We start from the raw sequence: 12,021 nt of genomic DNA on the forward strand, positions 1-12,021 counted from the left end.
AAAGCATATAGAAAAAATATATTATTTAAAAGGTGATATTTCTGGAAAAAGAAATGAAACCATTATAGAATAGAAATGTTTCAAAAGTCAGAATTTATTACACCTACTGTAATAAATATATATATTTTGTACAGGAAGGAGAGATTCACATATGCAGGCAGTTTCGCAAAAAAACAGAGTAGAAACACCGACAATATATCGAATATTATTTGCGATTAGTTTCGGTCATTTTTTAAATGATTCGATGCAAGCAGTTGTGCCCGCGTTGTTTCCTATTTTGGAAAAAACGATGAATTTATCCTATATGCAAGTAGGGTGGATTGCGTTTGCGTTAAATATGACATCATCGATTATGCAACCGGTTTTTGGTATGTATTCGGATAAGAAGCCGTCACCATTTTTATTACCGCTCGGTATGTTTTCGAGTATGCTTGGGATGATTGGACTCGCGTTTGCACCGAACTTTATTATTGTTATTATTTCTGTTTTATTTATCGGATTAGGTTCCGCAGTCTTTCATCCAGAAGGCGCCCGAGTTGCTTATATGGCAGCAGGGACGAAACGAGGTTTAGCGCAAGCGATTTATCAAGTGGGAGGAAATACAGGTAATTCTCTAGCTCCTATTTTTACAGCGTTAATTTTCGTTCCGCTTGGACAAATTGGTTCTTTAGGTTTTACGGCCTTTGCGGCGGTAGGAATTGTATTATTAATTTTCGTATCAAATTGGTATAGGAATGAATTAGCGACTGGCGCTGTGAGGAGAAAAAAGAGGGCTGCGCTTGAGGCGGAAAATGCGATTGTAAGTACACATATTAAATTTGTTATTTTACTTCTTGTTTTTCTTACTTTTGTACGATCTTGGTACGGTGCTGGTATTGGGAACTTTTATCAATTTTACTTAATTGAGCATTACGGTTTATCGATAAAAAATGCTCAGTATTTCGTATTCGCATTTATGATTGCTGGTGTGTTAGGAACCTTCTTTGGTGGACCGTTAGCAGATCGATTTGGAAAGAAAACAATTATTGTATTTTCAATGCTAGGTTCAGCGCCACTTGCCTTGCTATTACCACATGTTTCGCTCGTGTGGGTCGTACCGTTATTTTTATGTATCGGTTTTATTAGTTCAAGTAGTTTTAGTGTAATTGTTGTTTATGCACAAGAGCTTGTGCCTGGAAAAGTAGGAATGGTATCTGGATTAATTGTAGGGCTTGCGTTTGGACTCGGCGCTTTAGGATCTGTAGTTCTTGGGAAATTGGCGGACATATATAGTCTACAATTCATTATGTTACTATGTAGTTGTCTACCATTAATTGGACTTACTTCTTGGTTATTACCAAGTGATAAGAAAACGATAGAATAGGGGATGCGCCATGAAATTATGTGAAAATGTTACAGAATTAATAGGAGATACACCTGTCGTCCGTTTATCTAAATTTATTCCAGAAGACGCAGCAGATGTGTATGTAAAACTAGAAATGTTTAATCCATCACGCAGTGTGAAAGACCGTGCTGCCTATAATTTACTGCACGTTGCAGAAGAGAATGGTCTTATCAAACCAGGAGATACAATTATTGAACCGACAAGTGGAAATACAGGAATAGGCTTAGCAATGAATGCAGCCGCAAAAGGATATAAAGCGATTTTAATTATGCCGGACAATATGTCAAAAGAGCGTATAAATTTATTGAAAGCATACGGAGCAGAAGTAGTTTTAACACCGGCAGAACAAAGAATGCCAGGAGCAATTGCGAAGGCGTTAGAATTGCAAAAGCAAATTCCAAATAGTTTTATTCCGCAACAATTTGAAAATCCAGCAAACCCGAATATTCATCGTTATACAACTGCACTTGAAATTTATGAACAAATGGATGGAGAGCTTGATGCATTCGTAGCAACGGCAGGAACAGGCGGAACGATTACTGGGACTGGTGAAACGTTAAAAGAGAAACTACCCAATTTATATATTGCAGTAGTAGAACCGAAAGGATCTCCCGTACTATCGGGAGGTGTTCCGGGTCCTCATAAACTAGTAGGAACAAGTCCAGGGTTTATCCCGAAAAACTTAAATACGGAAGTGTATAACGAAATTATTCAAATTGCAGACGAAGAGGCTTTAACGACAATGAGAAACTTAGCTAGACAAGAGGGATTATTAGTTGGGCCGTCTTCTGGTGCTTCTGTTTACGCAGCGATTATGATTGCGAAACGATTAGGTGCTGGTAAAAAAGTTTTATGTATTGCACCTGATACAGGTGAGCGTTATTTGAGTATGGGATTATTTGAATGAAAATGATAGAAACCCCTTAATGGTGAAAGAGAGCTATTAAGGGGTTTGTTGTAGGTTATTTAGAGAGGAGAAGCACAATGAAACTATTAAAACCAACATATGAATATAGCAAACAAATTATGGAGTATCGCGATGCGTTTTTACATGCTGATGAACAACCACACGGCAGTAGTTCTTTACAAAATTTTGATTCTCTCGATGAATGGTTTGAAAAAGTGAGTATACAAGAAGCGGGAGAAAACTTACAAGGTAATCGAGTACCGTCTAGCCAATTTTTAAGTTTTGAAAAAGGGGAACTTATAGGTTTTGTAAATATTAGACATCGACTAAACTCAGAATTATTGCGGGAAAGTGGTCATATTGGATATAGTGTCCATCCAAATAAACGTCGCCAAGGTTACGCTACAAAACAACTACAATTTGCATTGGATGAAGCGCAAAAATTAGGATTGCAGAAAGTGTTAATAACTTGTGATAAAGCTAATATCGCTTCGGCTAAAACGATTCAAAAGGTTGGCGGTGTGTTAGAAAATGAAGTAGTTTCTTCTCATACTGGGGAAATTGTACAACGTTATTGGGTAGAAATATGATGTAGTGGAACTTTGAAAAGGGAATAAAATGTGTAATATCGAAATAAATAAAAGAAGTAAGGCTGTAATGCAATTATAGGGGGAAATGAAGTGGGGTTAAAAGAGAAAGCAATAGAAATGTCAGAGATTTATAGGAAGAACCCAAAAGTGGAGGCTATTATTTTAGCCGGTTCAGTAGCTAGAAAGCTAGAAGATGAACATTCAGATATAGAACTACATATTTTATGGTCAATGCCACCAGAGAATGAGGATCGTAAAGGGCCTATTAACTATATTGGTGGAACAATTTTGTCATATCATCCTTATGAGGAAGAAGAATGGTCGGAAACGTATTTGACGAAAGAAGGAATTAAATTAGAGATTAGTAACTTTTTAACAGAAACAGTAGAGAAAGTGATTTCGGATGTGGTGGATCAATATGATATAAGTTATGAAAAACAATGTATTGTATCATCCGTGCATGACGGTGTTAGTTTGTATGGAGAAGAGAAAGTACATGCATTAAAAGATAGAGTGGTAGCATATCCAGAAAATCTAGCGAAACGGATGATTTCAGAAAATCTTTGGTTAAGCAATCGCTGGCATAATCGAGAGGCACTTTTAAAACGAAAAGACTGGCTTATGCTATATGATGTTATTTGTGAAGCACAAAGGAATATATTTGGTGTCTTATTTGGTTTGAATAAAATGTATGTACATCACCCAGCGTTTAAATGGATGCCATATAATGTGGAACGAATGATTATTAAGCCTGAAAACTTATATGAGCGTATGGCGAATGCTTTAATAGGGAAACCGGAGTATAGTGTACAGGAGTTAGAAGTGTTAATCGAGGAGCTATTACAGTTAGTAGAACACCATGCTCCAGAATTACATATCGCTGAACAGCGAAAGCGTATTCAATATGCGAAATAAAAAACAAAGAGATGTAACCCTTGTTACATCTCTTTGTTTTTTATTTTACTAATTTCCCCAGTATAGGTAAGCGTTGAATTCTATCACCGAGAATATGTGAAGCAAGTCCACTTGTTAATACGAATAAAAGGTAAACAAGCCCTCCTACAGTGCCACATATAACGACAATGAGAAGTGATTCCATATAAGTTTGTCCAGGAATTAACCATGTTAAAATTGATTTTAATGCCATCACAACAGCAGACATTGCTGCGGAGTAAATTGTAATAAGAAATACTGTTTTTGCTGTCTCACCAATTTTAAATTTCGCAAACTTAACGATGCAGTACAACATAATACTATTGGAAACGAGGTATCCAAGAATGGTTCCAAGTACAGCACCGTGTCCGCCAAATAAATGTAAGAGCGGTGTATTTACTACAACTTTAACGAGAATTCCGGCTGAGAATGCAATCATTGTTTTTCGTTGATAATCGATTCCTTGTAAAATAGCTGCTGAAACTGTGAAAATCGCACTTAATATAGCAGACGGTGCGAATGAAATTAAATATTGTGATCCACCAAGTGCGATTTCAGGATTTACATAAACCATGCGGAATGCATCGTAAGCGATGCTAGCAAGACCAAATGCAGCCGGGATTGTGAAGAATAACAAGACTTGAAATATCTTTGAAATTTGTTCTTGTAATTCTTCTAATTTCCCGCTTGTATAAGATTTCGTTATAGCCGGAATGATCGTTAAGGAGAATCCAGTTGCAAGTGAAGCTGGAATCATAATTAACTTTTGGGCATAGTTCGTTATATAAGCGAAAACTGCATTTGCTGTTTCTAACGGCTCTCCCATCGCTCTAAGGACATCAGCTACAGTATATTGATCTACTAACGTGTAGAGTGGAATTGCGATGCCGACAAATACAATTGGGATGGCATATCGAAGTAATTCTATATAAATATTTTTTAATGGAATATTGGATGCTCTTGATTTTAATTCACCTTCGGGAGGTTTTAACCCATTATATTTTTTCCAGTACATCATTAAAATAGAGACGCTTGCAAGTGCTCCGATAACAGCTCCAAACGTAGCAACTGCAACAGAAGAGGCTACGGAACCTCCTAATAGTTTTGAGACGATAAAGCTACCAACTAAAATGAAAACAACGCGTGCAATTTGTTCTACGACTTGAGAAACAGCGCTTGGTTTCATATGTTGAAATCCTTGGAAATAACCACGTGTCACACTCATTGCTGGTACGATAATAAGTGCGAAACTTAATGCTCGCATCGTAAGTGTTACGTCAGAGATAAATTGTGGATCTGGCGTTTTCGAGCGAATAATAAATTGTGATATGTATGGTGCTCCAATAAATAAAACTAAAAACCCTAAAAATCCCATAAACAACATTAATTTTACGCTAGAGTTGTATAATTTTTTGCTTGTACTATAATCACCAAGCGCATTATGCTTTGCAACAAATTTGGAAACGGCAATAGGGATACCGGCAGTTGAAAAGCTTAATAAAATTCCGTACCAAGAGTATGCATATCCATATAAAGCGACCCCTTGTGTTCCGACTAATAGTTGAAAAGGGAAGAAGTATATAAAACCTAATATACGTGAAATCATTGTTGCGCCGCTTAATAAAGCAGTTCCTTTTAAAACTTTTGAAGTAGACAAAATCCTTTCCTCCTACTCGTGCTGTCTTACGTTTATCGTATATTACTATAAACCTGTTAGAGTAGTTAATATAGTATGGAACATAGATATTCTAATATTATTCACTTAAAAGTCATATTTTACATTTTCAAATAGAATGTAATACGTAAAAATTCAAAATATAAGTTGACACTATTTTTAATGTGTGATAAAAATGATAGTAATCAATTCGGAAAATAATATTTGGGCAATGAAAGGGTATAGTAGTGAATATCTCCCTATTACAGAGAGCTGATGGTTGGTGTGAATCAGTATATAGATTATTCATGAAGTTCGTCCTGGAGCATCTTTCATAAATCTCACATTATGAGGAAATGAAAGACGGTAGTTTATACCGTTATCAAATAAAGTGGTGAAGATTGTTTCACAACTAGGGTGGTACCGCGATATTTATCGTCCCTACGTATTTACGTAGGGACGTTTTTTATTTAGGTCTTACTTTGTTGTGGCTTCATAACTAGGGTGGTACCGCGATAATTTATCGTCCCTACGTATTTGCGTAGGGACGTTTTTTATTTAGGTCCTAACTTTGGTGTATCTTCATAACTAGGGTGGTACCGCGATATTTTTGTCGTCCCTACGTATTTACGTAGGGGCGTTTTTTATTAGTAGAGAGGAAGTGAACGTATTAGAAAAGAGTGTGGATAGAACAATATAAATACCGAATTGTAAAACAGAAAAAGATAAAGAGAGGAGATTAACAAATGAATTCACAGCAATGGACATCGAAATTAGGTTTCGTATTAGCTGCGGCAGGTTCAGCAATTGGTCTAGGGGCTATTTGGAAGTTCCCGTATATGGCCGGAATTGGAGGGGGCGGCGCGTTCTTCCTTATTTTCATCGGTTTCACATTATTAATTGGTTTACCGCTATTATTAGCTGAATTCGTTATCGGAAGAAGTACACAAAAAGAGGCTGTTGATGCGTATAGAGAAATCGCACCAAAAACATTATGGCCATGGTTAGGGAAATTAGGGATTGTAACTTGTTTCATATTACTTTCTTTCTACAGTGTTGTAGGAGGCTGGATTTTATTATATTTATGGAATGCAATTACAGGTAGACTATGGGAAGGAAATGGCGCATACGAAGCTACGTTTGGTGAAATCATTTCCAATCCGTATTTAGCAGTAGGATCACAGCTATTATTCATCCTTATTACTATTTTTATCGTAAGTAAAGGTGTACAAAATGGTGTTGAAAAAGTAAATAAATATTTCATGCCAGCACTATTCGTTTTATTCTTTGTATTAATCGTTCGTGCACTTACGTTAGATGGTGCAGGAGAAGGGGTTCGTTTCTTCTTACAACCTGATTTCTCACATGTAACATCAGAAGTTATTTTATATGCGATGGGACAATCGTTCTTCTCACTATCAGTCGGAGTAGCAGTAATGGTAACGTATAGCTCATACTTACCGAAAGAGGAAAGTTTACCGCGTTCAGCATTTTCTATCGTAGCTTTAACGCTTGTGATTACATTACTTGCAGGACTTGCAATTTTCCCAGTAGTGTTCGCATTTGGAATGGAACCATCTCAAGGACCGGGACTATTATTTATCGTACTGCCAGCTATTTTTAGTAAAATGGCATTCGGAAAATTCTTCTTCATCGTTTTCTTACTACTATTCTTCTTTGCTACTATTACATCAGCGATTTCGATGTTAGAAATTAGCGTGGCATCTTTAACTGCAAAAGGTAAAGGGAAACGTGAAAAAATGGCTTTAATCGTAGGTTTATTAATCTTCGTTGTAGGAGTACCATCAGCATTGTCATTTGGTATATTAAGCGATCTGAAGATTTTCGGAAAGACAGTCTTTGATTTAGCGGATTATGCAGTTAGTAACGTATTAATGCCACTTGGTGTTTTATTAGTTTCTATCTTTGTTCCTTTAAAAATGAAGAAAGATGTATTAATGAAAGAGCTTGGTGTAAGTAAAAATAAAGGCTATAAATTATTTGTATTATGGTTATTCTTACTTCGCTTTATCGCACCAATTGCGATAATTATCGTATTCTTAAATGTACTTGGCATTATTTAAACAAAAAGGTAGCGTATCATTGTATGATACGCTACCTTTCTTACTTTGTTCTTTTTTGTAGTTCGTTTACTGTTACGAACTGATAGCCCTTCTTAGATAAAGAGTCTAAAATACCTTCAATGGTCTGTAAACTTTCATTAGACTCATCATACATAGAGTGCAGTAAAATGATAGAACCTGGTTTTACATTTTTATTAACATATTCAATTTTATCAGCAGCAGATTTATAAAAAGTATCAGGTTCAAGGTCCCAGGTGATTGTTTCGATATTGTTTTTATTTAAATAATAGGGCAGACCAATTAGCTTTTTCCCGTTAGGTGGTCTAAAATCAATGGCGCCTGTAAATCCTGTTTGGCGGATTAATGCATTCGTTTTTTCTATTTCTTCTTTAATAAAAGAAGGTGTTTTAAAAACCATTCTGTTATGAGAATATGTATGGTTTCCAACTTGGTGTCCAGATTGTACGATAGATTTTCCTAACGATAGGTTTTTCTCTAATTCATTTCCAATTAAAAAGAAAGTAGCTTTTGCATTGTATGTATCTAGTAGCGGTAATATTTGTTTTACATTGTTAGTAGGGCCATCATCAAAAGTTAAAGCAATCACCTTTTCATTTGTTTCTACTCGATTTGTTAAATCTCCAAATAATTGAAAGCTTCTTGCATTCATCAATTTGTATGTTCCGAATAATGCTACAGTAATAATGAATAATGTAATGATTGTAATGATTATTTTCTTTTTCATAAAGCAACCTCACTATAGTTTTTGATTGGACTAAAAAGTATTATATCAAACTAAGTAATTTCATGCTTTAAAAAGGATGTGGATGCAAGGGGAAGGAATTTATCATATAATGTAATGAAAAAGGTATATTAGGAGGTGTTTACATGGCGATTATAATTCAATTGCCAGACACTGCAGCGTCTCATGCAAAGCCAAGTATGGAAATGGCGATACTTTGCGTGAGGTAGACAGGTAATATACAATTCATCGCCAAAATGAGCTTGTATCATTTTTTGTATTTGGCTTTGCACCTTATTGAAATGAACCATAAAAAATAAGGGGCGAGCAGAAATGAAATACGTAAAAGCTAAGGCAGTTTTACCAGAGAGTTTAATTACTGAAATTCAAAAGTATATACAAGGTGAAACAATTTACATTCCAAAACAAGAAACGAAACATTATAAATGGGGAACACGATCTGGAGGAAGAAAACAGTTAGATGAAAGAAACAAAGCCATTAAAGAAGCGTTTAAAAGTGGAATTGCTATTCATCAACTTGCAGAAGAGTATTTTCTTTCCGGAGAAACGATTAAAAAGATTGTGTATTCTAAATGAAAAAAAGAGTCTAGTTCAAATATTATTTTGAACTAGACTCTTTTTTGCTTTGTATCTATTGGATATATAGCTTATGAATGGGAAAGATAATAGAAAAATATGTCGTTTTTTTACTAAATAGAACATTTGAGTGAAAAGCAGAAAGGTGAGCATATATGAATCATATTGGACAAATAACGATAGAGCTTTTAATTGGTTTCTTTGTTCTATTAATTGCTACAAAAATATTAGGGAAAACACAAATATCTCAGCTGACGCCATTTGATTTTATTTCTGCTATTGTTCTTGGTGAGCTCGTTGGAAATTCAATATATGATCCTAAAATTAAAGTGTGGTCTATTTTATATTCAGTATTTGTATGGGTAATTTTAATTTATACAATAGAAGTGATAACGCAAAAAATAAGAGGAACAAGAAGGTTTTTTGAAGGATATCCTTCCATTATTATTCGTAATGGAAAGATTGATCGTGAACAATTAAGTGTAAATCATTTGGACATTAACCAATTACAACAAATGCTTAGGCAACAAAAAGATATATTTTCAATCCGAGAAGTTGAATATATGATATTAGAACCTAACGGAAATATAAGTGTTCTGAAAAAAAGTAAATACGAATCTCCCACTATAAATGATTTAAGTTTAAAACATAAGCCTGTATACTTACCAATTTCATTAATTAGTGATGGAAAAGTAGTGAAAGATAATTTGAGAGAAGCGGGCTTTGATGAAGGATGGCTGTATAAGCAAATAAAGCAAAAAGGAATTACTAAATTTGAAGACGTGTTATATGCGGAATGGAAAACAGATGATGGCTTCTTTTGTCAGGAAATGGAGCGGTAAAATATAATCGATGTATGTAATATTCGTTTCTAAGTTATCTTTTACATACCAAAAAGCTAAATCATTGTATACAATAAGATTAGATCAACAATTTGTATGGAGTGATAAAGATGGAAGCTTTTATTAGAAGTGATCAATATAATTTTATAAAATCACAAGCTTATATTTTAGCGAATGGGCACGCAACGGCAAATGATAGAGGTGTCATTCAAGCGTTAAAATCATTAGCAATTGAAAAAATAATACATGTATTTGAGAATTTAACGGATGAGCAGAAAGAGTTAATCGATACGGTATTAACAGTTCAAAATAGAGAAGATGCAGAATCGTTTTTAATGAAAATAAATCCGTACGTCATTCCGTTTCAGGAAGTTACAGCGCAAACATTAAAAAAACTATTTCCTAAAGCGAAAAAGTTAAAACTGCCTGATATGGAAGAAATAGATATGAAAGAAATATCTTATTTAAGCTGGATTGATAAAGGATCAAGCAGGAAATTTATTATAGCAAAAAATGATAAAAATAAGTTTGTTGGTCTGCAAGGAACGTTTCAAAGTTTAAATAAAAAGAGCATTTGTTCTTTATGTCACGGACATGAAGAGGTAGGGATGTTTTTAGTTGAAATTAAAGGTGATATACCAGGAACTTTCGTGAAAAAGGGAAACTATATTTGCAAAGATGCCGTGGCCTGTAATCAGAATATGAAATCACTTGATAAATTACAGGATTTTATTGAGAGATTGAAGAAATAAAATGGAAAACCTCTAGTGCTTAAACTGGAGGTTTTTTATTTAAGAAACGGTAATAGATTTCTTTTTTAAAAGATATAATTTATAAATAAAACATAGGAGAGCTAAAGAAATGTTTAAAAAGTTTTTACTTTCTTTACCGGATGTTTTACTTATATGTATTGTTATCTACATAACGTACACAACTACTCTTAGTTTTGTACAGATGTTAGTAATTTCAATTACAATCGGAATCGTTGGTGGTTTTGTTATAAGAATTTGTAAGGATGTATTCACGTATATAAGGTAGACAATGAAACAAAGGAAATCTTGAATATGTTAAATAGCTATAAGGAGAAAATAAAATGACTAATAAAAAGAATAAAACTAAAAATGAGATAATACTTTGGACATTAACAGCTGTTGTTTTTATCATTGTATGGTACTTTTTTCAAAGATAAAAATGCATCGTACTTAAAAGGTACGATGCATTTTTATTATTTTTTTTGCCAATTTTCTTTTATAAAGTCTGCACGGCCAGATTCTTTTTGCTCAGTAGCATATTTCTCTGGATTTTTTTTATAGAAATGTTGATGGTATTCTTCAGCCTCATAAAAAGGTGCAGCCGGGCGAATTTCAGTTACGATTGGCTCTTTAAACATACCGCTTTCCGCAAGAGTTTGTTTTGATTTTTCAGCAAGTTCTTTTTGCGTTTCGGTATGATAAAAAATAGCGGTGCGATAAGATGGACCACGGTCAAAAAATTGTCCGCCATCATCAGTTGGATCGATTTGCGGCCAATATAAATCCAGTAATTTTTCATATGGGAAAATAGAAGGATCAAATGTAATTTGTACAACTTCTAAATGACCAGATGTACCCGCTTTTACTTGTTCATATGTTGGGTTTTCTACATGACCACCTGCATAGCCAGAAAGTACTTTATGAATACCAGGAAGTTCATCAAACGGCTTTACCATGCACCAAAAGCAACCGCCTGCGAAGGTTGCGAGTTCGTATGTTTTTTCGGACATTGTTGTAATCCTCCTAAATATATATGTTTTATATAGTATTATATAAAAAGTTTTATTGCGCAATAAAAAAGATTCGAAAATATATGTAGTATTAAAAAAAAATCAAAAAAACATGTTGACAATGAAAAGAACAACGTCCTATAATACGTTTAACAAATGAAAGTTAATTAAGAATTTTCTAACTTTATATGTTGTATATGCAAAGAAGAGGAAAGTAGATGATTATGATCGTTTCAGAGAGCTACTCCAAGGCTGTGAGAGTAGTAACAATCGAGTCATTGAAGATCACCTCGGAGCATCGCTTGCGAAAGGGAAACTGAGTAGAGGGCGACGGCATCGTCTCCGGTAAAAGGACGGGGGTCTAATTGGACCTACAGAGCTTATATTTCGTGAGAAGTATAAGGAAGCTGAGTGGTAACGCGAAACTCTCGCCTCAGCAATCAAAGCTACTAAATTGTAGTAGTTGATTGCTGAGGCGAGAGTTTTTATTTTTAAAAATAAGAGAATGCGTAGAAGAGGAGAGTAA

General features: G+C 34.6%; 12 protein-coding genes and 3 other annotated features (1 of these 15 only partly in view). Of the genes, 9 read left to right on the forward strand and 3 right to left on the reverse strand.

Annotated elements, in window-relative coordinates; translation table 11 throughout:
* Positions 1 to 151: 151 nt before the first annotated feature.
* From PDQ40_RS02060 to PDQ40_RS02075, 4 genes are all read left to right on the forward strand, one after another.
* Positions 152 to 1,363 (forward strand): MFS transporter, encoded by a 1,212-nt coding sequence (locus PDQ40_RS02060; protein ID WP_001149409.1) that lies wholly within the window; start codon positions 152 to 154, stop codon positions 1,361 to 1,363.
* Between the two features lie 10 nt (positions 1,364 to 1,373).
* Positions 1,374 to 2,291 (forward strand): cysteine synthase A, encoded by a 918-nt coding sequence (cysK, locus tag PDQ40_RS02065; RefSeq protein ID WP_000762271.1) that lies wholly within the window; start codon positions 1,374 to 1,376, stop codon positions 2,289 to 2,291.
* Between the two features lie 77 nt (positions 2,292 to 2,368).
* Positions 2,369 to 2,881: a GNAT family N-acetyltransferase gene (locus PDQ40_RS02070; protein ID WP_000771318.1), complete on the forward strand. Its 513-nt coding sequence runs from the start codon at positions 2,369 to 2,371 to the stop codon at positions 2,879 to 2,881.
* Between the two features lie 90 nt (positions 2,882 to 2,971).
* On the forward strand, positions 2,972 to 3,796 hold the full coding sequence (locus tag PDQ40_RS02075) for a DUF4037 domain-containing protein (protein WP_048557506.1): 825 nt from the start codon (positions 2,972 to 2,974) through the stop codon (positions 3,794 to 3,796).
* A 40-nt stretch (positions 3,797 to 3,836) separates the two neighbouring features.
* Here the strand turns inward: PDQ40_RS02075 and PDQ40_RS02080 are convergent, their stop codons facing one another.
* Complete coding sequence (locus PDQ40_RS02080; RefSeq protein ID WP_270691211.1) at positions 3,837 to 5,471, reverse strand: putative polysaccharide biosynthesis protein; 1,635 nt, start codon at positions 5,469 to 5,471, stop codon at positions 3,837 to 3,839.
* Between the two features lie 220 nt (positions 5,472 to 5,691).
* Positions 5,692 to 5,914: a binding site (T-box leader), on the forward strand.
* A 300-nt stretch (positions 5,915 to 6,214) separates the two neighbouring features.
* Here PDQ40_RS02080 and PDQ40_RS02085 point away from each other — a divergent pair.
* Positions 6,215 to 7,552, forward strand: coding sequence for a sodium-dependent transporter (locus tag PDQ40_RS02085; RefSeq protein ID WP_001088182.1), 1,338 nt, complete (start codon positions 6,215 to 6,217; stop codon positions 7,550 to 7,552).
* Between the two features lie 40 nt (positions 7,553 to 7,592).
* Here PDQ40_RS02085 and PDQ40_RS02090 read toward each other — a convergent pair whose 3' ends face one another.
* Positions 7,593 to 8,297: a polysaccharide deacetylase family protein gene (locus PDQ40_RS02090; RefSeq protein WP_000726850.1), complete on the reverse strand. Its 705-nt coding sequence runs from the start codon at positions 8,295 to 8,297 to the stop codon at positions 7,593 to 7,595.
* A 330-nt stretch (positions 8,298 to 8,627) separates the two neighbouring features.
* Between PDQ40_RS02090 and PDQ40_RS02095 the strand changes: the two genes are divergently transcribed.
* The 4 genes from PDQ40_RS02095 (at position 8,628) to PDQ40_RS02110 (ending at position 10,771) form a co-directional block, all read left to right on the forward strand.
* Positions 8,628 to 8,891: a CD3324 family protein gene (locus PDQ40_RS02095; protein WP_000878319.1), complete on the forward strand. Its 264-nt coding sequence runs from the start codon at positions 8,628 to 8,630 to the stop codon at positions 8,889 to 8,891.
* Positions 8,892 to 9,046: 155 nt separating this feature from the next.
* Entirely contained in the window at positions 9,047 to 9,733 is a 687-nt protein-coding gene (locus PDQ40_RS02100) for a DUF421 domain-containing protein (protein WP_001015532.1), read from the forward strand.
* A gap of 110 nt (positions 9,734 to 9,843) precedes the next feature.
* On the forward strand, positions 9,844 to 10,485 hold the full coding sequence (locus PDQ40_RS02105; protein ID WP_000387063.1) for a FusB/FusC family EF-G-binding protein: 642 nt from the start codon (positions 9,844 to 9,846) through the stop codon (positions 10,483 to 10,485).
* Between the two features lie 109 nt (positions 10,486 to 10,594).
* Positions 10,595 to 10,771 carry a hypothetical protein gene (locus PDQ40_RS02110; protein ID WP_000473062.1) on the forward strand — a complete coding sequence of 59 codons (177 nt, stop codon included), beginning with the start codon at positions 10,595 to 10,597 and terminating at the stop codon, positions 10,769 to 10,771.
* Positions 10,772 to 10,958: 187 nt separating this feature from the next.
* On the opposite strand, the gene msrA is transcribed toward PDQ40_RS02110, so the two are convergent.
* Positions 10,959 to 11,495: a peptide-methionine (S)-S-oxide reductase MsrA gene (msrA, locus tag PDQ40_RS02115; RefSeq protein WP_001291872.1), complete on the reverse strand. Its 537-nt coding sequence runs from the start codon at positions 11,493 to 11,495 to the stop codon at positions 10,959 to 10,961.
* Positions 11,496 to 11,688: 193 nt separating this feature from the next.
* Positions 11,689 to 11,934, forward strand: a binding site (T-box leader).
* 62 nt (positions 11,935 to 11,996) lie between these two features.
* Positions 11,997 to 12,021 (forward strand) — a binding site (T-box leader) (it continues 215 nt past the right edge of the window).

Origin of the sequence: Bacillus cereus group sp. Bc061 (assembly GCF_027715825.1) — a bacterium.
Taxonomy (GTDB): domain Bacteria; phylum Bacillota; class Bacilli; order Bacillales; family Bacillaceae_G; genus Bacillus_A; species Bacillus_A paranthracis.

What these genes read in the sequence shown, in the direction of transcription:
- msrA (WP_001291872.1), bottom strand. Translation starts at nt 11,495, where the DNA reads ATGTCCGAAAAAACATACGAACTCGCAACCTTCGCAGGCGGTTGCTTT.
- PDQ40_RS02100 (WP_001015532.1), top strand. Translation starts at nt 9,047, where the DNA reads ATGAATCATATTGGACAAATAACGATAGAGCTTTTAATTGGTTTCTTT.
- cysK (WP_000762271.1), top strand. Translation starts at nt 1,374, where the DNA reads ATGAAATTATGTGAAAATGTTACAGAATTAATAGGAGATACACCTGTC.
- PDQ40_RS02110 (WP_000473062.1), top strand. Translation starts at nt 10,595, where the DNA reads ATGTTTAAAAAGTTTTTACTTTCTTTACCGGATGTTTTACTTATATGT.
- PDQ40_RS02090 (WP_000726850.1), bottom strand. Translation starts at nt 8,297, where the DNA reads ATGAAAAAGAAAATAATCATTACAATCATTACATTATTCATTATTACT.
- PDQ40_RS02105 (WP_000387063.1), top strand. Translation starts at nt 9,844, where the DNA reads ATGGAAGCTTTTATTAGAAGTGATCAATATAATTTTATAAAATCACAA.
- PDQ40_RS02085 (WP_001088182.1), top strand. Translation starts at nt 6,215, where the DNA reads ATGAATTCACAGCAATGGACATCGAAATTAGGTTTCGTATTAGCTGCG.
- PDQ40_RS02095 (WP_000878319.1), top strand. Translation starts at nt 8,628, where the DNA reads ATGAAATACGTAAAAGCTAAGGCAGTTTTACCAGAGAGTTTAATTACT.
- PDQ40_RS02070 (WP_000771318.1), top strand. Translation starts at nt 2,369, where the DNA reads ATGAAACTATTAAAACCAACATATGAATATAGCAAACAAATTATGGAG.
- PDQ40_RS02060 (WP_001149409.1), top strand. Translation starts at nt 152, where the DNA reads ATGCAGGCAGTTTCGCAAAAAAACAGAGTAGAAACACCGACAATATAT.